This window comes from Candidatus Pantoea gossypiicola (assembly GCF_008632075.1).
In the GTDB taxonomy this organism is placed as follows: Bacteria; Pseudomonadota; Gammaproteobacteria; order Enterobacterales; family Enterobacteriaceae; genus Pantoea; species Pantoea gossypiicola.
In genome coordinates this window covers 246,419-267,602 of the sequence record NZ_VWVM01000003.1, presented here as the reverse complement: position 1 = coordinate 267,602, position 21,184 = coordinate 246,419, and the positions used below count along the sequence as shown (strand labels likewise).

Annotated in this window: 18 protein-coding genes; 11 read left to right on the top strand and 7 right to left on the bottom strand. The window is 54.8% G+C overall.

Features of this window, described 5'->3' with window-relative positions; genetic code table 11:
- Positions 1-176 precede the first annotated feature (176 nt).
- The 3 genes from F3I20_RS05785 to acnA all read left to right on the top strand — a co-directional run bounded on the left by F3I20_RS05785 (position 177) and on the right by acnA (position 3,615).
- Positions 177-335, top strand: a complete 159-nt coding sequence (locus tag F3I20_RS05785; RefSeq protein ID WP_003853864.1) for a YmiA family putative membrane protein — start codon at positions 177-179, stop codon at positions 333-335.
- A gap of 4 nt (positions 336-339) precedes the next feature.
- The gene (locus F3I20_RS24635; RefSeq protein WP_135908596.1) at positions 340-519 is read left to right on the top strand and encodes a YciX family protein; all 180 of its coding nucleotides are present in this window, start codon (positions 340-342) and stop codon (positions 517-519) included.
- A gap of 414 nt (positions 520-933) precedes the next feature.
- Positions 934-3,615, top strand: a complete 2,682-nt coding sequence (acnA, locus tag F3I20_RS05775) for an aconitate hydratase AcnA (RefSeq protein ID WP_150010314.1) — start codon at positions 934-936, stop codon at positions 3,613-3,615.
- Positions 3,616-3,957: 342 nt separating this feature from the next.
- On the opposite strand, the gene ribA is transcribed toward acnA, so the two are convergent.
- Positions 3,958-4,551 (bottom strand): GTP cyclohydrolase II, encoded by a 594-nt coding sequence (gene ribA, locus F3I20_RS05765; protein WP_033783243.1) that lies wholly within the window; start codon positions 4,549-4,551, stop codon positions 3,958-3,960.
- A gap of 227 nt (positions 4,552-4,778) precedes the next feature.
- On the opposite strand from ribA, the gene pgpB reads away from it, so the two are divergent.
- The 5 genes from pgpB to yciH all read left to right on the top strand — a co-directional run bounded on the left by pgpB (position 4,779) and on the right by yciH (position 8,395).
- Complete coding sequence (gene pgpB, locus F3I20_RS05760; protein ID WP_150037083.1) at positions 4,779-5,537, top strand: phosphatidylglycerophosphatase B; 759 nt, start codon at positions 4,779-4,781, stop codon at positions 5,535-5,537.
- A gap of 134 nt (positions 5,538-5,671) precedes the next feature.
- Positions 5,672-5,980, top strand: coding sequence for a LapA family protein (locus F3I20_RS05755; RefSeq protein WP_013358009.1), 309 nt, complete (start codon positions 5,672-5,674; stop codon positions 5,978-5,980).
- Between the two features lie 6 nt (positions 5,981-5,986).
- Positions 5,987-7,156, top strand: coding sequence for a lipopolysaccharide assembly protein LapB (gene lapB / locus F3I20_RS05750; protein ID WP_150037084.1), 1,170 nt, complete (start codon positions 5,987-5,989; stop codon positions 7,154-7,156).
- Positions 7,157-7,352: 196 nt separating this feature from the next.
- Complete coding sequence (gene pyrF, locus F3I20_RS05745) at positions 7,353-8,072, top strand: orotidine-5'-phosphate decarboxylase (protein ID WP_190285917.1); 720 nt, start codon at positions 7,353-7,355, stop codon at positions 8,070-8,072.
- Positions 8,072-8,395: a stress response translation initiation inhibitor YciH gene (gene yciH, locus F3I20_RS05740; protein WP_150010306.1), complete on the top strand. Its 324-nt coding sequence runs from the start codon at positions 8,072-8,074 to the stop codon at positions 8,393-8,395. The genes pyrF and yciH overlap by 1 nt, the downstream gene beginning before the upstream one ends.
- 77 nt (positions 8,396-8,472) lie before the next feature.
- On the opposite strand, the gene osmB is transcribed toward yciH, so the two are convergent.
- Positions 8,473-8,688: an osmotically-inducible lipoprotein OsmB gene (gene osmB / locus F3I20_RS05735; RefSeq protein ID WP_150037085.1), complete on the bottom strand. Its 216-nt coding sequence runs from the start codon at positions 8,686-8,688 to the stop codon at positions 8,473-8,475.
- Between the two features lie 348 nt (positions 8,689-9,036).
- Here osmB and araD point away from each other — a divergent pair, with 348 nt between their 5' ends.
- The 3 genes from araD to F3I20_RS05715 all read left to right on the top strand — a co-directional run bounded on the left by araD (position 9,037) and on the right by F3I20_RS05715 (position 11,936).
- Positions 9,037-9,735 (top strand): L-ribulose-5-phosphate 4-epimerase, encoded by a 699-nt coding sequence (gene araD / locus F3I20_RS05725; protein WP_150037086.1) that lies wholly within the window; start codon positions 9,037-9,039, stop codon positions 9,733-9,735.
- Positions 9,736-9,940: 205 nt separating this feature from the next.
- Positions 9,941-10,924 (top strand): 2-keto-3-deoxygluconate transporter, encoded by a 984-nt coding sequence (gene kdgT, locus F3I20_RS05720; protein ID WP_150037087.1) that lies wholly within the window; start codon positions 9,941-9,943, stop codon positions 10,922-10,924.
- A gap of 145 nt (positions 10,925-11,069) precedes the next feature.
- Positions 11,070-11,936: a crotonase/enoyl-CoA hydratase family protein gene (locus F3I20_RS05715; protein WP_150010300.1), complete on the top strand. Its 867-nt coding sequence runs from the start codon at positions 11,070-11,072 to the stop codon at positions 11,934-11,936.
- A gap of 12 nt (positions 11,937-11,948) precedes the next feature.
- Here F3I20_RS05715 and pdeR read toward each other — a convergent pair whose 3' ends face one another.
- The 5 genes from pdeR to F3I20_RS05690 form a co-directional block, all read right to left on the bottom strand.
- Positions 11,949-13,934: a cyclic di-GMP phosphodiesterase gene (gene pdeR / locus F3I20_RS05710; protein WP_150010298.1), complete on the bottom strand. Its 1,986-nt coding sequence runs from the start codon at positions 13,932-13,934 to the stop codon at positions 11,949-11,951.
- A 159-nt stretch (positions 13,935-14,093) separates the two neighbouring features.
- Positions 14,094-14,384 carry a YbdD/YjiX family protein gene (locus tag F3I20_RS05705; protein WP_150010296.1) on the bottom strand — a complete coding sequence of 97 codons (291 nt, stop codon included), beginning with the start codon at positions 14,382-14,384 and terminating at the stop codon, positions 14,094-14,096.
- Positions 14,377-16,446 (bottom strand): carbon starvation CstA family protein, encoded by a 2,070-nt coding sequence (locus F3I20_RS05700; protein WP_150037088.1) that lies wholly within the window; start codon positions 16,444-16,446, stop codon positions 14,377-14,379. Before F3I20_RS05700 ends, F3I20_RS05705 begins: the two co-directional genes overlap by 8 nt.
- Positions 16,447-16,646: 200 nt before the next feature.
- On the bottom strand, positions 16,647-18,581 hold the full coding sequence (locus F3I20_RS05695; RefSeq protein WP_150010292.1) for an exoribonuclease II: 1,935 nt from the start codon (positions 18,579-18,581) through the stop codon (positions 16,647-16,649).
- Between the two features lie 112 nt (positions 18,582-18,693).
- Positions 18,694-20,997, bottom strand: a complete 2,304-nt coding sequence (locus tag F3I20_RS05690) for an FdhF/YdeP family oxidoreductase (RefSeq protein WP_150010290.1) — start codon at positions 20,995-20,997, stop codon at positions 18,694-18,696.
- Between the last annotated feature and the right edge of the window lie 187 nt (positions 20,998-21,184).

Below are 21,184 nucleotides of genomic sequence, written 5' to 3'. Positions count from 1 at the left end.
TTAAATATTCGTTCAGGAGTTAATGATTTCTTACGTTACCGAAGCCTATTGATTAATACCGTTAATCGTTTTACTCAATAAAAATAACTGGATTTTTGGCCTTAACGCGTTTAGGATTCCTCCTAAATCTTAATCGATGTTATCAATCATTTTGTTGAGAGTGATTATCAAAAACTATGAATACACGACTGACTGTACAACCGGGTTTCCCGGCAAAAAGCACCAAGGTTGAGCGTACTGGCAATACCCGTCGCAATGCCTGGTTAACCGTATTCGCTGCCTCTGCGCTGTTCTGGGTGGTTGTAGCGTTAATGATTTGGCGTATCTGGGGCTAAAGCCATGTGGGCACATACACTCAGTCATAAGCGTTCTTTGACCACGGGTCAGCACAAGCCAGTATCCTGCAAAGGAAAAGAAGCCCTTGCAAAGGACGAAAAAGTGTCTATCCCCGAGTCATGGGACTTGAGTGATAATCAGCGACTTTTTATTGAGTCGTTTCTGGACCCTAAAAACAAATAACGTTGTAAGACCATCTATTCGTCACTGCTCTTTTATAACCGGTGTTTCCGGTGGGCTTTTAAATGCCCCTTTCCACATCCTGTAAGACCAAAGGGTGTCGCCGATTGACAGGCGACCGCAAAAACTTTTACGCCCGATTCCGGCGAAGGAGTGAACCAAATGAATATTATTAAAATGTCCTGGCTTAGCGCGTATGCTTTCTCCTTTGCGTTCTGGTCTGCGGCGGTGTGGATAACGCTGTAATTTGAATTAAATCACCTCTTTCTGATGCCTCGTGTTTTCACGGGGCATTTTCGTTTTCGGCGATTGTAGCAATTTGTGTTGTAATCAAAACGTTAACGAATTTGTGGTCTATCTTTAACATAAACCTTTGTCTCACTAAGGTTTAAGACCATGAATGAAAAAGGAGGAGCTATGTCGTCTACCCTACGCGAGCTGAGTCAGGAAATACTGCAGGTCGACACCAACAAATATCACATCTTCAGTCTTCCCCGTGCGGCTCAACATCTCGGCAACATCGATAGCCTGCCCAAATCTCTCAAAGTTCTGCTGGAAAACTTACTGCGCTGGCAGGATGGCGACTCTGTCACCACAGAGGACATCCAGGCGCTGGTTGACTGGCAGAAAGATGCTCACGCCGACCGCGAAATCGCCTACCGGCCAGCCCGCGTATTAATGCAGGATTTTACCGGCGTGCCGGCCGTAGTCGACCTGGCGGCCATGCGTGAAGCGGTGAATCGTCTGGGCGGCGATGTCGCCAAAGTGAATCCACTGTCGCCCGTCGATCTGGTTATCGACCACTCGGTCACCGTGGACCACTTTGGTGATGATGACGCTTTTGAAGAGAACGTCAGGCTGGAGATGGAACGCAACCATGAGCGCTACGTTTTCCTTCGCTGGGGTCAGAAAGCGTTTGATAAATTCCGCGTCGTGCCGCCGGGGACTGGCATTTGCCATCAGGTGAACCTGGAATATCTCGGCAAGGCGATCTGGCATGAAACCCTCAATGGCGAAGAGTATGCCTGGCCCGACACGCTGGTCGGTACCGATTCACACACCACCATGATTAACGCGCTTGGCGTGCTGGGATGGGGAGTAGGGGGCATCGAAGCTGAAGCAGCTATGCTGGGTCAGCCTGTCTCGATGCTGATCCCGGATGTCGTAGGTTTCAAACTTACCGGCAAACTGCGCGCAGGCATTACCGCAACCGACCTCGTTCTGACCGTCACTCAGATGCTGCGTAAGCATGGCGTTGTCGGCAAATTCGTTGAGTTTTACGGTGATGGCCTGGCCGACCTGCCGCTGGCAGACCGTGCGACCATTGCCAACATGGCACCGGAGTATGGCGCGACCTGCGGATTCTTCCCGGTTGATGACGTCACGCTGAGCTATATGACGCTGACCGGACGTGATGCCGATCAGGTGGCCTTAGTGGAAGCGTATGCCAAAGCGCAGGGTCTGTGGCGCAATCCCGGCGACGAGCCCCGTTTCACCAGTACCCTGGCACTGGATATGAACGAGGTGGAGTCAAGCCTGGCCGGACCAAAACGTCCGCAGGACAGGGTGTCGCTGGGCGATGTGCCCGCTGCGTTTGATGCCAGCAACGAGCTGGAAGTGAACCAGGCGCAAAAACCGCATAAAAATGTTGAGTATACCGATAGCGACACCGGCCTGACTCACACACTGACCGATGGCGCGGTGGTAATCAGTGCGATTACCTCCTGTACCAACACCTCTAACCCTAGTGTGCTGATGGCGGCCGGTTTACTGGCGAAGAAAGCGGTAGAGCGTGGGCTGAAACGTCAGCCGTGGGTCAAAGCTTCTCTGGCACCCGGTTCTAAAGTGGTTTCCGATTATCTGGCCGTCGCGCAGCTGACCTCATATCTCGACGAATTGGGCTTTAACCTGGTAGGCTACGGCTGCACCACCTGTATCGGTAACTCCGGCCCGCTGAAAGATGAGATTGAGTCTGCGATCAAAGCAGGCGATCTCACAGTCGGTGCCGTTTTATCCGGCAACCGCAACTTTGAAGGCCGCATTCATCCGCTGATTAAAACCAACTGGCTGGCTTCACCGCCGCTGGTAGTGGCTTACGCGCTGGCGGGTAATATGAAGATCAACCTGCAGACGGAGCCGCTGGGCAAGGATCAGCAGGGCCAGCCGGTCTACCTGAAAGATATCTGGCCGTCGCCCGAAGAGATCGCTACAGCCGTGCAGCAGGTCACCAGTGATATGTTCCACAAAGAATACGCAGAAGTCTTTGATGGCACGCCAGAGTGGCAGGCGATCAGGGTCAGTGAAGCGGCAACGTACGACTGGGATGAAGGCTCGACATACATCCGTCTGTCGCCGTTCTTTGATGATATGGAGAAAGAGCCTAAGCCGGTGCAGGATATTCGCGGTGCGCGGGTGCTCGCCCTGCTGGGCGACTCTGTCACCACGGACCATATCTCGCCAGCGGGCAGCATTAAAGCGGAAAGTCCCGCCGGACGCTATCTGCTGTCACACGGCGTTGAGCGCAACGACTTTAACTCCTATGGGTCGCGTCGTGGTAACCATGAGGTGATGATGCGCGGCACCTTTGCCAATATCCGTATCCGCAATGAGATGGTGCCAGGCGTAGAAGGCGGCTACACACGACACTATCCGAGTGGCGAACAATTGGCTATCTACGATGCTGCAATGAAATACCAGGCGGAAGGCGTGCCGCTGGCGGTCATTGCGGGTAAAGAGTATGGGTCCGGCTCCAGCCGCGACTGGGCCGCTAAAGGGCCACGTTTGCAGGGAGTTAGGGTCGTCATTGCCGAATCGTTTGAGCGTATTCACCGCTCCAACCTGATAGGGATGGGCATTCTGCCTCTGGAGTTTCCGCAGGGTGTGACGCGTAAAAGCCTGGGGCTGACCGGTGAAGAGCGCATTGATGTGGAAAATCTTCAGGCACTCACGCCAGGCTGTAGCGTGAAAGTCACGCTGACCCGTGCTGACGGCAGTAAAGAAGAGCTGGACACCCGTTGTCGCATCGATACCGGTAATGAGCTGACCTATTACCGCAATGACGGCATCCTGCACTATGTTATCCGCAATATGCTGGACTGACAAAAAAGCCGGGGAAAACCCGGCTTTTTTATGTGGCTTACAAAGTCATTAATGAGAAGCTTTAATATCGTGGCTGCACAGGGAACACGGTCAGATCGGAAAGACGCTAAGGCCAGTCCATGACATGCTCGGCCTGCGCGATTACGCACCTCATCCATGAGATGCGCCCGTAAACGGGCCAACGCGTTGCGTTGTTCAAAAACGCTCCCGGCGTTTTTTTCCGGGCGGCGGGACGCTTTCCTCTTCTGACCGAGCACCCTGCGCGTTGAGCTAATCCATTGATTGAGGATTCTCTCAGATTAGGCTTCTTCAATGGTCAGATGCCAGTGAGGCTCAGCTTATCTATGACTTCGGCAGCAGATGCCCCATCTTTTCCGCTTTTGTATCCAGATAGTGCGCATTCTTCGGATTACGTCCCACGACCAGCGGCACACGTTCAACGATGTTGATTCCTGCTTCGCTGAGGATCTCCACTTTGCGCGGATTGTTGGTCAGCAGGCGCACTTCATTCACGCCCAGCAGTTTGAACATATCTGCGCACAGGGTGAAGTCGCGCTCATCGGCGGCAAAGCCAAGCTGATGGTTCGCTTCTACGGTGTCATAACCTTTATCCTGCAACGCATAGGCGCGGATCTTATTCAGCAGACCAATGTTACGGCCTTCCTGACGGTGATAGAGCAGCACGCCGCGCCCTTCTTCTGCGATGGCATTGAGCGCGGCTTCCAGCTGAAAACCACAGTCGCAACGCAGGCTGAAGAGTGCATCGCCGGTCAGGCATTCGGAGTGAACGCGCGCCAGTACCGGCTCGTTGTCATTAATATCGCCAAAGACCAGTGCAACATGGTCATGTCCGGTTGCCAATTCTTCAAAACCAACCATCAGGAAATCTCCCCATGGCGTGGGCAGTTTGGCTTCTGCCACCCGTTTAAGCTGCATGTGACTCTCCAGAACCTTCAGAGGATGCACTATCATCATGATAGCGCACAGGCCAGTGTGGCCCGACAAACGTGCAATATTGTGCCACAACCCGGAAGCGGGCTGGTAATCTCTGAGACCAATTGCAGTGATAAAGCACAATTATCCAATCGGCAACGGTTATGTTATTCTTTTTTAAGCTAAAGTTATGCAAATGTTGTCATTTGACGCCAGGATAAGGGAAGAAGATGTTTAAGATTTCGCGTCGTACCACCTTTGGAATGCTGCTACTGCTCATCATGCCGGTTGCCGTCTGGCTTACTGGCTGGCGCTGGCAGCCAGGTGAAAGCAATGCGCTGCTGAAAGGTCTCTTCTGGATGACGGAAACCGTCACCAGTCCGTGGGGTATTGTCACCAGCGTGCTGCTGAGTGCCTGGATGCTCTGGTGCCTGCGCTTTCGCCTGAAGCCCGCCATATTGCTGCTGCTGATCATGAACGCCACCATTCTGGCGGGGCAATACACCAAATCCTTTATCAAAGAGCAGATTCAGGAGCCGCGTCCCTATGTGATCTGGCTGGAGCAGCATCACGGGCTGGATGAGAAGACTTTTTACGAGCTGAAGCGAAAACAGCGTGGTGAGATGGTAACGTCATTGATTGCCGATGAGACGCAGATTCCGGGCTGGCTGAAACGACACTGGGCGTTTGAAACCGGCTTTGCTTTTCCGTCAGGGCATACCATGTTTGCCGCCAGCTGGGCACTGCTGGCACTGGGTCTGCTCTGGCCGCGTCGACACTATAAAACCGTGGTGGTCATTTTTCTATGGGCGATGGGCGTGATGGCAAGCCGTCTGCTGCTGGGCATGCACTGGCCACGCGATCTGGCGATGGCTACCGTGCTCTCCTGGTTGCTGGTCACCGTGGCGACATGGCTGGCACAGCGTTTCTGTGGCCCGCTGACGCTGCCACCGGAAGAGCAAAAAGAGGTGGCACAGCGGGAGCCCTGATTGTAATTCACCCTTAAGACCCCATATTATTAATCGGGCCTGCGCAAAAGCGACTCGCCCGATGCTGCTGGGAGCAGCATTTTTGCCGCCGTTTTGGCATAATTCTACCTGATAACCTCACAACAGGATGCACTGTGAAATATTTGCTGATTTTTTTAGTGGTACTGGTCATTTTTATCATTTCCGTCACCTTAGGCGCGCATAACGATCAGGTCATTACTTTTAACTATCTGCTGGCGCAGGGTGAGTTCAGCATCTCGACCTTACTGGCATCACTGTTTGGCGCAGGTTTTGTCCTTGGCTGGGTCATCTGCGGGCTGTTCTGGTTACGGACCCGTGTTTCACTGGCCAATGCCAACCGGAAAATTAAGCGTATGCAGACGCAGATTGAGCAGAGCACTGCCCTGGCGACCACGCCATCTTCTCCGGCTGGCCGGGAATAATCCTCAATGCATGAATTGCTGTTTCTGTTACTGCCGGTTGCGGCTGCCTATGGCTGGTATATGGGCCGCCGCAGCGCGCATCAGGATAAGCAACAGGAAGCCAACCGGCTGTCACGTGAATATGTCGCGGGCGTCAATTTCCTGCTCTCAAATCAGCAGGACAAAGCCGTTGACCTGTTCCTCGATATGCTAAAAGAGGACAGCGGGACGGTTGAGGCACATCTGACGCTGGGTAACCTCTTCCGATCACGCGGAGAAGTTGACCGCGCTATCCGTATTCATCAGGCATTAATGGAAAGTGCTTCCCTGAGCTACGAGCAGCGTCTGCTTGCCGTTCAGCAGTTGGGTCGCGACTATATGGCGGCGGGCTTATATGACCGCGCAGAAGATATGTTTAAGCAGCTTACTGATGAAACGGATTTTCGCATCGGCGCGCTGCAGCAGCTGTTGCTGATTCACCAGGCCACCAGTGACTGGCAACAGGCAATCGAAGTCGCAGAGCGCCTGGTTAAGCTCGGCAATGAGAAGCAGAAAGGCGAAATCGCTCACTTTTACTGTGAACTCGCACTGCAGGCGATGAGCAGCGACGACCTGGAGCGAGCGATGAGCCTGCTGAAGAAAGGGGAGGCAGCCGATCGCAACAGCGCACGCATCTCTATTATGATGGGCCGTATTCTGATGGAGAAAGAGGATTTCGCTAAAGCGGTGGGTCATCTGCAGCGCGTGCTGGATCAGGATAAAGAGCTGGTGAGTGAAACGCTGGGCATGCTGGAGACCTGTTTCCTGCAGCTCAATCAGCCTGACGCCTGGGCAGACTTTCTGCAGCGCTGTGTGGAACAGAACACTGGCGCGGCAGCGGAACTTTATCTTTCTGACATCCTTGAGCAGCAGCAGGGCGCTGAAGCGGCACAACATTACATCAGTCGTCAGCTTGAGCGCCATCCGACGATGCGTGTTTTCCATCGCCTCATGGATTTAAACCTGCGTGAAGCAGAAGATGGCCGGGCCAAAGAGAGTCTGATGGTGCTGCGCGACATGGTGGGAGAGCAGATTCGCACCAAGCCACGCTATCGCTGTCAGAAATGTGGCTTTACCGCGCATGCACTTTACTGGCACTGTCCATCCTGCCGGACCTGGTCTTCAGTGAAGCCGATTCGCGGTCTCGACGGCCAGTAAAGCGGCCGTTATGGTCAAATGAATAACACCCATAATAGTTACAACATACTATATGAACGACAATCAACCGGATTTGGCAAAGGTGCACTTATTGCCAGGCAGAGGGGCAATGGCGATTGTGATGGCCAGACACCGCAGGTAGAATGCTTGCCGTTTGTCAATCGCGCCTGCGGGTGCTTACTGCAGAGGAAATGCCATGCCTTCACCCCACAACGTGACCGCTTCGCCGATTCTGGTAGCGCTGGATTATCATGACCTCGACAGCGCATTGCGTTTCGTCGACCAGATCGATCCCCGCAGTTGCCGCCTGAAAGTGGGCAAAGAGATGTTTACGCTGTTTGGTCCCTCGCTGGTTAACACTCTTCAGCAGCGCGGCTTTGAGCTGTTCCTCGATCTTAAATTTCACGATATTCCAAATACCACCGCGCATGCCGTGGCTGCCGCTGCCGATCTTGGCGTCTGGATGGTCAACGTTCATGCCAGCGGCGGGGCGCGGATGATGAACGCGGCGCGTGAGGCGCTGCTTCCTTTCGGTAAAGATGCGCCGCTGTTGATTGCGGTGACCGTGCTGACCAGCATGGATGCAGACGATCTCAGAGAGCTGGGCATTACGCTTTCCCCTGCCGAACAGGCAGAGCGACTGGCGAAGCTGACCCAGTCGTGCGGACTGGATGGTGTGGTCTGTTCCGCACATGAAGCGGTTCGCTTCAAACAGGTGTTGGGCAAGGAGTTTGCGCTGGTCACGCCGGGAATTCGTCCGGCAGGCAGCGATGCCGGCGATCAGCGTCGTATTATGACACCGCAGCAGGCGAAGCAGGCGGGGGTAGATTACATGGTTATCGGGCGTCCGATTACGCAATCCGCCGACCCCGCCGCTGCCCTGCAGGCGATCCTGGACAGTCTGGAGACGCAATAATGGCAAATGACAATCCACTGGTTTATTCAACAGACAGCGGGCGCATCATGCAGCCGGAGCCAAAAGCAGAGCGGCCAAAAGGGGATGGTGTTGTGCGGATCCAGCGTCAGACCAGCGGACGCAAGGGCAAAGGCGTCTGCCTGATTACCGGCGTCGACCTGGATGATGCGGCTCTGACGCTGCTGGCGGCAGAACTGAAAAAGAAGTGTGGCTGTGGCGGTTCGGTAAAAGAGGGCGTTATCGAGATTCAGGGCGACAAACGCGATTTGCTGAAAACGCTGCTGGAAGCCAAAGGAATGAAGGTCAAACTGGCGGGCGGCTGAAAAAAAATCGGGCTACCAGAGTAGCCCGATTGTCATGCAGATGCTTAGCGTAGCCGAATATTCTTTTAATAAGGTCCTTAGTGGACCTGATGACCGATAATACCACCGACAGCGGCACCGCCGACTGTGCCGAGTGCACTACCATTGGTCAATACTGAACCACCAATTGCGCCCGCGCCCGCGCCAATCGCGGTGTTGCGGTCACGTTTAGACCAGTTAGAACAGCCGCTCAGTGCAACAGCTAACGTGGTCGCCAGTACAACGGCAGTGATTCGTTTTATTGTTGTTGTCATACACTTCTCCTTTGATGTGCTCACAGAGGCAACACTCTTAGTATAGCTCCGATATTTCCTCAGCCCGCTTGTGTCGCATCATTGCCGCATCCGTGACGGCATCGAAATGTGAACACCATGGACAAACTGTTTGTAGCGGGTGAGGCACAATGCCGGACCCGACAGGTCCACGCATTGCCTGAGAAGATTCTAAGCATTCTGGATAAATTCCGAAGATAGAAAATTCTTAAATCACGACACATTTTTGGATTCACAGCCATTCCTTCTGCGTTTATAGCCATTTGCTCCATAACCCTTTGGCGTCTGACTCCGCAAAATTCAGGGACAATTGTCAGCAGGAGAAAAGGCATGCTGGAACACCTTAAACAGCAGGTTCTGGAAGCGAATCTGGATTTACCCAAATATAACCTGGTGACCTTCACCTGGGGCAATGTCAGCGCGGTTGATCGCGAACAGGGTTTGCTGGTGATTAAACCGTCTGGCGTAAGCTATGATGTGATGAAGCGCGACGACATGGTGGTCGTCGATCTGGCGAGAGGCGAGGTAGTGGAAGGGGATAAACGCCCTTCATCAGACACGGCAACGCACCGCGCGCTCTATCTCGCCTGGCCGGAAGTTGGTGGCATTGTCCATACCCATTCGCGGCATGCGACCATCTGGGCGCAGGCTGGACGACCGATCCCAGCCTGGGGAACCACTCACGCTGACGATTTCTATGGCGAGATCCCCTGTACCCGCGCAATGCGCAATGAAGAGATTCAGCACGAGTACGAGTGGAATACGGGTGAAGTGATTATCGAAACCTTTGCACAGCGCGGATTGTCACCTTCGGCAATTCCTGGGGTGCTGGTCAACTCACACGGCCCGTTTGCCTGGGGCAAAGACGCCCATGCGGCCGTGCATAGCGCGGTAGTGCTGGAGGAGGTGGCCTATATGGGCCTGTTCAGCCAGCAGCTGACACCAGACCTGCCGCCGATTAACCAGACGCTGCTTGACCTGCACTATCTGCGAAAGCATGGCGAGAATGCCTGGTACGGGCAAAAATAACAGGCGGGACGCAATAGCGTCCCGTTTTTTTAGTCTCTTTTGAGACTGGTATGGCGATCCCCATCATAATTATAAAAACAACTTATCAATATAAATAAAACAGCGTTTCATTTTATCGGATTGATCACTGTTTTGATTACTTCAAGTCACTACTTTGCCTGCATCGCCTCCGGGCACCCTCTGGCATAGCAAAGGTGACATGTATATGCACATCAAACGGGCAATAGATAAAATTCCGGGCGGCATGATGCTCATTCCGCTGTTTATCGGCGCACTCTGCCATACGTTCTCGCCGGGGGCCGGGAAATATTTCGGTTCTTTCACCAACGGTCTGATGACCGGCACCGTGCCCATTCTGGCCGTCTGGTTCTTCTGCATGGGGGCGTCGATAAAGCTCAGCGCCACCGGAACGGTACTACGTAAATCCGGCACGCTGGTGCTCACCAAAATTGCCGTGGCATGGGTAGTGGCCGCAATCGCCTCGCGGGTGATGCCGGAAAATGGCGTAGAAGTGGGGATGTTTGCCGGCTTATCGACGCTGGCGCTGGTTGCCGCGATGGATATGACCAATGGCGGTCTTTATGCCTCCATCATGCAACAGTACGGTTCCAAAGAGGAAGCGGGCGCCTTTGTGCTGATGTCACTGGAGTCCGGGCCATTAATGACCATGGTGATACTGGGCACTGCCGGTATCGCATCATTTGAGCCGCACGTGTTTGTCGGCGCGATCCTGCCGTTTGTGGTGGGATTTGCATTAGGGAATCTTGATCCGGAGTTGCGCGACTTCTTCGGCAAAGCGGTACATACGCTGATTCCCTTCTTCGCTTTTGCACTGGGTAACACCATTAACCTGGGCGTGATTGCGGAAACCGGCCTTCTGGGCATCATGCTGGGCGTAGCCGTCATCATCATTACCGGTATCCCGCTTATTCTGGCCGATCGGCTGATTGGTGGGGGAGATGGCACGGCGGGCGTGGCCGCATCCAGTACGGCAGGCGCGGCGGTGGCAACACCGGTGCTGATTGCCGAAATGCTGCCGCAGTTTAAAGCGGTTGCCCCGGCGGCCACAGCGCTGGTGGCCACTTCCGTGATTGTGACCTCTGTGCTGGTGCCCATCATCACCGCCATCTATTCAAAACGTCTTAAGCGTCTTCATGTTGCCGTCGGACAGCGTGCCGCTATTAAGTAACCCGCCTAATCAATCCCCGACGCGCCAGTCGGGGATCACTCTGGATTTTGTGTTGTAAATCAATCTCTCATTTGGTCTGGCCTCACTCTGCATTACGCTGATGTGGCGTATTTAACGCATCAAAATATAAACAGAGGATGAGACAATGACAGTTATTAACCAAGCAACGTGCAGATTATTTACCGAAGTCGGCAACACCACGCAGTTAGTCGCCTATTACGAAGAAGGGCGTCGTACCATGTGGATGATGCTGCGTGCTCAGCCCCGTCCGAGCTTCAACCACGAACTGATTGAGGAGATCATGAACCTGAGCTATGCCGCTCAGCGCTCCGGTCTGCCAATCGATTTCTGGGTCACCGGCTCACTGGTGCCGCAGATGTTTAACGCCGGTGGCGATTTGCGCTTCTTCGTCGAGTGCATTCGCAATAACCGTCGTGAGGCGCTACGAGCCTATGCCCGTGCCTGTGTGGATTGTATCCATTCGGCAGCACGTGGTTTCGATACCGGCGCGGTGACGCTGGCGATGATTGAAGGCAGTGCGCTGGGTGGCGGATTTGAGGCGGCGCTGGCGCATCACTTCATTCTGGCGCAGAACAACGCGCGGATGGGCTTCCCTGAAATCGCTTTTAACCTGTTTCCTGGCATGGGCGGCTATTCGCTGGTGGCGCGTCGTTCCGGCATGAAGCTGGCAGAGGAGTTAATCTGCGAAGGGGAGTCCCATAGTGCGGAGTGGTATGAGACCCGCGGACTGGTGGATAAAGTCTTCCAGCCTGGCGACAGCTACCGCGCCACACGCACCTTTATCGATACGTTACGGCCTAAACTCAATGGCGTACGGGCGATGCTGAAAGCACGTCAGCGCGTGCTGCAACTGTCACGCGCTGAGCTGATGGACATCACTGAGGATTGGGTTGATTATGCCTTCACTCTCGAACCCAAAGACATTGCTTACATGGAACGCCTGGTACAGTTACAAAACCGCCACAGCGCATCACTGCGTAAAGCGGGTTAATCTTAACCAGCGTTAAACGCGGGCAGGATGCTTAGCCAGCCAATGCCCAAATTGTTCCGCGGGCATTGGTTTTGCGTAATAGTAACCCTGACGCCCATCGACACCACTTTTGAGAACAAACTTCTCTTCATCCGGGGTCTCAATACCCTCAGCGATCACCTGCAAATCGAGCGCCTTGGCGACGGCGACGATAGCACGCACCAGCGATTGTGAAACCGGCTGCTTGTTAATATCGCGGATAAAGCTCTGGTCGAGTTTGATGGCATTGATTGGCACGCGTGCCAGCTGAGAAAGCGAGGAGTAACCGGTGCCAAAGTCATCCAGGTGCACCTGTGCGCCCAGTTCCTGAAACTGCTTCATCAGCTTCAGCGCTTCCGTTTCATTCTCAATCAGGCAGCTTTCGGTCAGCTCAATATCGATGGGGCAGTCGGTGATATTAGCCTCATGCAGCGCCTGTTTCAGGTCAGTGTAGATGCTCTGATCAATCAACTGACGGGCAGAAACGTTGACGGCGACGCGCAGAAACATGCCCTGCTCACGCCAGGCGATAATCTGCTTCAGCACGTTGAGCATGACCCAGCGTCCCAGCGGCACAATCAGCCCTGACTCTTCAGCATAGGGAATAAAGTCAGCAGGCGAGACCAGACCACGTTCTGGCGAGTTCCAGCGCACCAGGGCTTCAGCACTGCGGACCTGGCCATCGCTGTCGATTTTTGGCTGGTAGTGTACCAGCAGATGATCCAGTTCCAGCGCCTTGCGCAGGTTAGTATCCAGCCACAGATACTCAAAGACCCGTTGGTTCATCTCAGCCGCAAACACGCAGAACTTGCCGCGCCCGTTCTCTTTGGCGTGATACATCGCGGTGTCTGCGTTGCGAATCAGGCTCTCGCGATCGTCGCCATGCAGCGGCGCGAAAGCGATGCCAATAGAACAGCCGCTGTAAACTTCTATCAGCCCGATACGGAACGGCTGACGCAGCCGCTCAAGAATACGGGAAGACATCGCTTCCAGTGCCGCCTGGCTGGTGTGCTCAGCCAGCACCACAAATTCGTCGCCACCCAGACGGCCCAGAGTCTGATCTTTACCCAGACAGCTGAGGATGGCCAGTGATACGGCCTGCAGTAACTGATCGCCGAACATATGACCGTAGGCGTCGTTCACCTTTTTAAAATTATCGAGGTCGAGATAAACCACGCCGGTCTCATCACCCTCGGATCGCTCCAGCGCCAGGCTAATCTGTTGATGAATGGCGTTGCGATTGGGTAAACCGGTCACTGTATCGGTGTTTGCCAGCACCCGCAGACGTTCCTGAGCGCGTCGCTCCTCGGTGATGTCTGTGCCAGAACAGATGAGGAAAATTTCATTTTTGCCACTGCCGCTGTGAACAAACTTATTACGAAACAGAAACAGTCGCTGACCTTTTTTGGTTTTGACCCAGCGCTCAACCTCATAAGAGTTACCGTCACGGAAGAAGCCCGCAATGTTGCGTCGTGACTGTGAGGCTTCCTGTTTGGTCATAAAAAGCTGAAAGACGTTACGGCCAATAACCTCGTGCTCATTCAGGCCGGTATATTCTTCACTAAGGCGGTTAAAACGCTGGATATTGCCCCGCTGATCGAGGATCACAATCACCGAATTAGCTTCAGAAACCACCTGTTCAGCGAATGACAGTCCCAGGGTTAAATCCCGGGCAACCGCAGACGTATCACCCCAGGCAGAGGCGGTGCCAGCCCATGAAGCCTGGTTCACTTTGCGTCCGACAAAATGCATTGGCACGTCAATGCCCTGAAGGGTCATAGTCAGATTAATGCTTGAGGTGATGACCGGCATCGCGCGGATCATTGCGGCCTGGCCGGGAGTTAGCGGCAGGGCGATATTGGTTTGTGATGACTCATCTTCGGCAAAATGCAATGCATCGCTGTCCGCGGTCAGACGCCAATGAGGGCTGGTTGTACCAAAAAGAGTGTACAACAACGTTTGCCCGTGTTCATCGGTCATGGAAACTTCCTCCGGGAAGTGCTCTGCAGGCGTTATCTCATTATTTTAGCAACAGTATTCATCATCTGACGCCAGCACAAGATGCAAACCAAATATATTTTCCCATCCAGATAAGAATGGCACAAAAAAGCCCCGGCAAAGCGGGGCTGTAGCGTGCGGTCAGCAGGGACATTTACCCAGTTTTCCCGCCTGGCTGGGAAAGCGGGCATCCAGGCAGTAGCGGTGGAAATCGCGCTCATTCATCGGCGGCTGCTCAGGATGATGAAGACGCATATGCTGCAGATATTTTTGATAATCCTGGACCCCGACCATTAAGCGGAAGCACTGTTGCAGGCCGCGCCACAATCTCCGCCAGCTGAATGCCTGCGGCATCGGCGAAGCGGTCAGATGGCAACGGATAATCTGCCACTCACCCTGTGGACGATGGCCCTGATGAATAGCATCAGACATGACGCACCGCCTTGTTACGCAGTGTCACAGACGTCTCGCTGGTGGTCGGCACCGCACTGTTCAGCGCGCGACGAATCACAAAGAACGCGGCGACCAGCATCGTGACTGCCACCAGCATAAAGAAAGCGCACAGCGCCGCATTAATCTGATTGCTGAACACGATGGTCTGCATATCCGCCACGCTTTTTGCCGGTGCAATGATCACGCCTTCATCCAGCCCTTTGCGGAACTTATTCGCCTGGGCCAGGAAGCCAATGGAGGGCTTTTCGTGGAAAATTTTCTGCCAGCCCGCCGTCATTGAAGTGATAAACAGCCAGACGGTAGGCAGAATCGTCACCCAGGCGTAGCGCTGCTTTTTCATTTTGAACAGCACCACGGTGCCAAGAATCAGCGCCATCGACGCCAGCATCTGGTTGCCGATACCGAACAGTGGCCACAGGGTGTTAATGCCGCCCAGTGGATCGACCACGCCCTGGTAGACAAAGAAGCCCCAGCCCGCGACCGCGACGGTGGTGCCCGCCATGTTCCCCAGCCAGGATCGGTTGTTCGCCAGAGAAGGCACCACAGTTCCCACCAGATCCTGCACCATAAAACGGCAGGCGCGGGTACCCGCATCCACCGCGGTCAGGATGAACAGCGCTTCGAACAGAATGGCGAAGTGATACCAGAACGCCATCATCGCCCGGCTGTTAAAGATCTCAGTAATGATGTGGGCCATGCCGACCGCGAAAGTGGGCGCACCGCCTGCGCGGGAGAGAATCGAGCCTTCTCCCACATCACGGGCAATACCGCTCAGCATTTCGGGCGTCACGACAAAGCCCCAGCCATTGATCACCTGCGAAGCGCTTTCAACGGTGGTGCCAATCAATGCAGCGGGTGAGTTCATGGCAAAGTAGACGCCAGGATCCAGCACCGAGGCACAAATCAGCGCCATGATCGCCACAAAGGACTCCATTAGCATTGCACCATAGCCAATAAAGCGGATATGACTTTCCCGCTCTACCAGCTTCGGCGTGGTGCCGCTGGAGACCAGTGCATGGAAGCCGGAGATCGCGCCGCAGGCAATGGTGATAAACAGGAACGGGAACATCGCGCCGGAGAAGACCGGGCCGGTGCCGTCGATAAATTTGGTCACCGCGGGCATTTTCATCTCAGGCATCGCAAAGACAATGCCCACCGCCAGCCCGACAATCACGCCGATTTTAAGAAAGGTCGAAAGGTAGTCGCGGGGTGCCAGCAGCAGCCAGACCGGCAGTACCGAAGCAATAAAGCCGTAAATCACCAGTACCCAGGTCAGCGAGGTGCCTTTCAGGGTAAAGAAGGGGCCCCAGTAAGGATGCTGTGCCACGTCGCCGCCATAAATAATTGCCGCCATCATCAGCACAAAGCCAATCAGTGACACTTCGGCGATTTTACCGGGGCGGATAAAGCGCATGTAAACGCCCATAAACAGCGCAATGGGAATGGTGGCTGCAATGGTAAACAGGCCCCATGGACTGTTTGCCAGCGCCTTTACGACAACCAGCGCCAGCGCCGACAGGATAATGATCATCACGCCCAGCGCGCCAAGCATTGTCACCACACCGGCAAACGCCCCCAGCTCCTGTCGCGCCATCTCGCCCAGCGAGCGGCCATCACGGCGGGTTGAGATAAACAGGATCAGGAAATCCTGTACCGCGCCCGCCAGCATGACACCAACCAGAATCCAGATGGTCCCCGGCAGAAAGCCCATCTGCGCTGCCAGAATCGGGCCAACCAGCGGACCGGCACCGGCAATAGCCGCGAAGTGATGACCAAACAGCACCCATTTATTGGTCGGGACATAATCGAGTCCGTCGCTCAGCCGCTCGGCGGGGGTCATTCGGCGATCGTCCAGTTCGAAGATATTGCGGGCGATAAACAGGCTGTAGAAGCGATACGCGATGCTGTAACAGGCGACAGCGGCTATCACCAGCCAGACTGCGTTGACGTGTTCGCCGCGGCTGAGGGCCAGCATGGCGAAAGCGCCCGCGCCGATTAACGCCACCACTAACCAGATGACGCTGGTTTTGACGTTTTTCATGACTAACTCCTTGTAGGGACCGAGAGGAAAGCGATCGAAAACAACGAGTTAAACTTAATGTAATGGAATGTAAGTGAAAGTTAATCAGTGGAGAAGTGTGAAGCGGGGTACAAATTTAACGTTTTCGTAACGAGAATAGGCAGGAACAGGCGGGATAACCGAAGTTATCCCGCCAGATTTAAAGCTTAATCACGCTGTGTTCAGACGGCAGGACGAGCCACAACGCTGCGGGTTTCCATACGGACTTCGGCGATGGTCACATCAATCACGTCAGTCACGCGGTAAACCAGTTCACCTTTGATCTGTACGCTGCCATTTTCCTGGCTTAAGAGCAGCTCATCACGCACTGCATGAATGAACGGGGCCGGGATAAAGGCGACGGCACCAAACTCGACCAGGCGAACGCGCATACCGCCACGCGACACATCGATAATCTCAGCGCTGAAGCGACGGTCAGTGCCCGCAAACGGGGCCAGATAACGGGCGTAGAGCCAGTCGCCAACATCACGTTCCGCCATCCGGTTCAGGCGGCGGCGTTCACTCATCGTCACCGTTACGGCATCATCCGGGCGGGCAATCTGCTCACCGCGAATAATCGCCTTCAGCAGACGATGGTTGATCATGTCGCCGAACTTACGAATCGGTGAGGTCCAGGTAGCATATGCCTCCAGACCCAGGCCAAAGTGGGGGCCAGGCTCGGTGCTGATCTCCGCGAAGGTCTGGAAACGACGGATGCGGCTGTCGAGGAACTGGGTTGGCTGGGCATCAAGCTCACGACGCAGCATGCGGAAACCGTCCAGCGTGGTGATCGCCTGTGCATCCACGGTAATACCGTGATTGGCCAGCACGGCGGCGGCCTGCTCAGCATTGGTCGCATCGAAACCGGCATGGACGTTATAAATGCCGAAACCAAGACGGTCACGCAGCACTTTCGCCGCGCAGACGTTCGCCAGAATCATGGACTCTTCAACGATGCGGTTAGCGATGCGGCGAGGTTCAGCCACGATCTCCAGCACTTCGCCTTTTTCACCCAGCAGGAAGCGGTAGTCCGGGCGATCTTTAAACACCAGCGCGTGGGTCTGACGCCATTCGCTGCGCGCCAGGCAGAGACGGTGCAGCAGACGAATCTGTTCTGCAATCGCATCACTCTCCGGCTGCCAGGTGCCGCTGTTTTCCAGCCAGTCCGAGACGTCGTCGTAGGCCAGCTTGGCTTTGGACTCAATCCAGGCCGCAAAAAACGCCACATCATCACTTAAGGTGCCATCGGCGGCCACCGTGACGCGGCAGGCCAGCGCCGGACGACGCACATTCGGACGCAGCGAGCAGACATCATCCGAGAGTTCGCGCGGCAGCATCGGGATGTTGAAGCCTGGCAGATAGTTGGTGAACGCACGCTCTGCCGCCAGCTTATCGAGTTGACTGCCTTCCGCCACATAGGCAGTCGGATCGGCGATAGCGATGGTCAGACGCAGCGTGCCATCATCCTGCGCTTCCACATAGAGCGCATCATCCATATCCTGGGTACTGGCGCTGTCAATGGTGACGAAATCCAGCGCGGTCAGATCTTCACGCGTCAGATTTTCATCCAGCATCTCGCCAAAGCTGACGTCAGGCGCTTCACGTTCAAGGTTATGACGCGACAGTGTCACCCACCACGGTGCCAGGTGATCATCAGCTTTGACAATAAAATCGGTAAGTTCGGCATAAAAACCGCGATCGCCCTTGAGTGGATGGCGACGCATTTCCGCCACGGCCCAGTCGCCATTTTCAAATGCATGGCTGACATCGCGTGCAGGGCGACACTGGATTGCATCTTTCAGCAGGGGATGATCCGGCACAATCGACAGGCGATCGTCTTTCTTCTGGACCCGGCCAACAAAGCGGCTCAGGAACGGTTCAATCAGGGTTTCCGGCTCAGCGCTTTCGCGATCTTTATCGCTGTGGATCACGGCGGTGATACGATCGCCATGCATTACTTTCTTCATCTGCGGTGGCGGAATGAAGTAACTTTTTTGCGCATCGACTTCCAGAAAGCCGAAGCCTTTTTCGGTGCCTTTAACGACGCCTTCAGCACGAGGCGTTTGCGAATGGAGCTTCTCTTTCAGCTGCGCGAGCAGCGGGTTATCCTGGAACATAATTTTTACGTTTCGTTGGCTGATTGCGGCTGACAGTTTTACGCGAATCGACGCCGCGCGGCAAGGCAAAAAGCCGGACGAACCGGCTTTTCAGGGAGTGGCGAAGGCGCTATCAGGCGATGCGCTGATCGGCCAGTGACTCAGAGAGTTCCAGCTTTACCGGCACCGATTTAGAGGTCGGTGTGCCGCTGTCATCGCCAAAGCTGTTCAGCGGCACCAGCGGGTTGGTTTCCGGGTAATATGCCGCCAGGTTACCGCGCGGAATATTGTAGGGAACCAGTTTGAAGCCGCTGACGCGACGGGTGATGCCATCATTCCACAGCGTCTCGATATCAACATTCTGGCCTTCGGTGAAGCCCAGGTCTGCCATATCGTCCGGGTTGATGAACACCACTTCACGCTGGCCAAACACGCCACGGTAACGATCATCAAGGCCGTAAATAGTGGTGTTGTACTGGTCATGGGAACGCAGCGTCTGCAGCGTGAACGGCACGTCCTGATCCAGCGTCGGGAACAGCGAGGTCGGCAGCGCCGAGGCGTTGAACTCCGCTTTCTGGCTTGGCGTATTAAAGCGCAATTCCGCTGCTGCATTGCCCAGATAGAACCCACCCGGGATATCGCATTTGGCGTTGAAGTCGGCAAAACCCGGAATCGTCGCGGCAATGTGCTCACGGATCAGGTTGTAATCACCCGCCAGCTCGCGCCATTTCACTTTCGCATCACCCAGCACTGCCTGGGCGATACCCGCAACAATCGAAGTCTCTGAACGCTGTGTTTCCGCCAGCGGAATACCGATACCTTCAGAGGCGTGGACCATGCTGAAAGAGTCTTCTACGGTAATAAACTGATTACCGGTTGCCTGCAGATCGCGCTCGGTGCGACCCAGCGTGGGCAGAATCAGCCCTTCATGACCCGGCACCAGATGACTACGGTTCAGTTTGGTGCTGATATGCACGGTCAGACCACAGCGTGACAGCGCCTCTTCGGTGCGTGGTGAATCGGGCGCAGCCGCAGCCAGGTTACCACCCAGCGCGATCAGCACTTTGACTTCATCACGCAGCATCGCGTTCAGCGCTTCAACGGTGTTATGGCCTGGCGCACGCGGTGGCTCGAAACCAAAATGATTACCCAGCGCATCCAGGAAGGCTTTAGCCGGTTTCTCATCGATACCCATGGTACGGTTGCCCTGCACATTACTGTGACCGCGAACCGGGCAGAGGCCTGCACCTTTTTTACCCAGCTGACCAAACAGCAGCTGCAGGTTGGTGATTTCGCGCACCGTATCAACCGAATGCTTATGCTGGGTAATGCCCATCGCCCAGGTACAGATCACACGATCAGCGCTCTGGTAGATCGCCGCGGCTTCACGGATCTGCGCCTGAGTCAGGCCAGACTGCGCCACAATCTGCATCCAGCTGGTGTTATCCACCGCGTCGAGATAGGCCTCAATGCCGTGGGTTTTGGCATTGATAAACGTCTGATCAAACAGGCCACTTTCACCGGCTGCCAGACGCGCGCGATGGGTTTCCAGCAGAGATTTCACCATGCCGCGCACCGCCGCCATATCACCGCCCAGGTTCGGCTGGTAATAAGAGGAGCTGATGTTGCCCGCTTTCGAGGTCACCACTTCCAGCGGTTTCTGCGGATCGGCAAAACGTTCCAGACCGCGCTCGCGCAGGGTATTAAACGTGACGATTTTCGCGCCGTGATCGGCAGCGTGCCGCAGGCTGTGCAGCATACGCGGATGGTTGGTGCCAGGGTTCTGCCCGAAGACAAAAATGGCATCAGCGTGGTCGAAATCATCAAGGCGAATGGTCCCTTTACCGACGCCAATGCTGCGCTTCAGCCCGGTGCCGCTGGCCTCGTGGCACATATTGGAACAGTCAGGGAAGTTATTGGTGCCCATCAGGCGGCCAAACAGCTGATAAAGCCAGGAGGCTTCATTGCTGGCGCGACCCGAGGTGTAAAGCTCCATCTGGTCCGGGTGGTCCATCGCCTTGATGTGCTGCGCGATCAGCGCAAAGGCATCATCCCAGCTGATTGGCTCGTAGTGGTCGGTTTCCGCGTTGTAGCGCAGTGGATGGGTCAGACGCCCCTGATATTCCAGGAAATAGTCACTCTGGGTATAGAGGGTTGTCACGCTGTGCTTAGCGAAAAAGTCGCTGTCGACCATGCGGCGTGTTGCTTCCCAGGTCACCGCTTTCGCCCCGTTTTCGCAGAAGCTGAAGGTACTTTTATTGTCATCACCCCAGGCGCAGCCCGGACAGTCAAAACCGCGTGCTTTGTTCATGCGCATCAGGTTGCGCATATTTTTCAGGGCCGCTTTGCTGTCAAGAACGAAACGCGTGGTGGCTTCCAGTGAACCCCAGCCGCCCGCAGCCGCGCGGTAGGGTTTGATTTGGCGTTTAAATTTCATATTGAGTGCAGGCTTTTTATAGTAGGAATTATTGTTTGGTGTTTGTTATCAGGTTATAGCCTGATGGTGAAACAAAGTCTGCAGATATCCTCATACCTTGTCTAATTGATTGACTTAATGGTGCGATAGCTGGCGTTTATCGTGCATCGGCCAGAATTGTGATGGTGGTCAGATTTTACCCGCCTTT

Coding starts and splice junctions, on each gene's coding strand:
- acnA (WP_150010314.1), top strand. CDS start 934: ATGTCGTCTACCCTACGCGAGCTGAGTCAGGAAATACTGCAGGTCGAC.
- F3I20_RS05705 (WP_150010296.1), bottom strand. CDS start 14,384: ATGTCTGATGCTATTCATCAGGGCCATCGTCCACAGGGTGAGTGGCAG.
- F3I20_RS05785 (WP_003853864.1), top strand. CDS start 177: ATGAATACACGACTGACTGTACAACCGGGTTTCCCGGCAAAAAGCACC.
- pgpB (WP_150037083.1), top strand. CDS start 4,779: ATGTTTAAGATTTCGCGTCGTACCACCTTTGGAATGCTGCTACTGCTC.
- pdeR (WP_150010298.1), bottom strand. CDS start 13,934: ATGACCGATGAACACGGGCAAACGTTGTTGTACACTCTTTTTGGTACA.
- yciH (WP_150010306.1), top strand. CDS start 8,072: ATGGCAAATGACAATCCACTGGTTTATTCAACAGACAGCGGGCGCATC.
- F3I20_RS05715 (WP_150010300.1), top strand. CDS start 11,070: ATGACAGTTATTAACCAAGCAACGTGCAGATTATTTACCGAAGTCGGC.
- osmB (WP_150037085.1), bottom strand. CDS start 8,688: ATGACAACAACAATAAAACGAATCACTGCCGTTGTACTGGCGACCACG.
- F3I20_RS05695 (WP_150010292.1), bottom strand. CDS start 18,581: ATGTTCCAGGATAACCCGCTGCTCGCGCAGCTGAAAGAGAAGCTCCAT.
- lapB (WP_150037084.1), top strand. CDS start 5,987: ATGCATGAATTGCTGTTTCTGTTACTGCCGGTTGCGGCTGCCTATGGC.
- F3I20_RS05690 (WP_150010290.1), bottom strand. CDS start 20,997: ATGAAATTTAAACGCCAAATCAAACCCTACCGCGCGGCTGCGGGCGGC.
- araD (WP_150037086.1), top strand. CDS start 9,037: ATGCTGGAACACCTTAAACAGCAGGTTCTGGAAGCGAATCTGGATTTA.
- pyrF (WP_190285917.1), top strand. CDS start 7,353: ATGCCTTCACCCCACAACGTGACCGCTTCGCCGATTCTGGTAGCGCTG.
- ribA (WP_033783243.1), bottom strand. CDS start 4,551: ATGCAGCTTAAACGGGTGGCAGAAGCCAAACTGCCCACGCCATGGGGA.
- F3I20_RS05700 (WP_150037088.1), bottom strand. CDS start 16,446: ATGAAAAACGTCAAAACCAGCGTCATCTGGTTAGTGGTGGCGTTAATC.
- kdgT (WP_150037087.1), top strand. CDS start 9,941: ATGCACATCAAACGGGCAATAGATAAAATTCCGGGCGGCATGATGCTC.
- F3I20_RS24635 (WP_135908596.1), top strand. CDS start 340: ATGTGGGCACATACACTCAGTCATAAGCGTTCTTTGACCACGGGTCAG.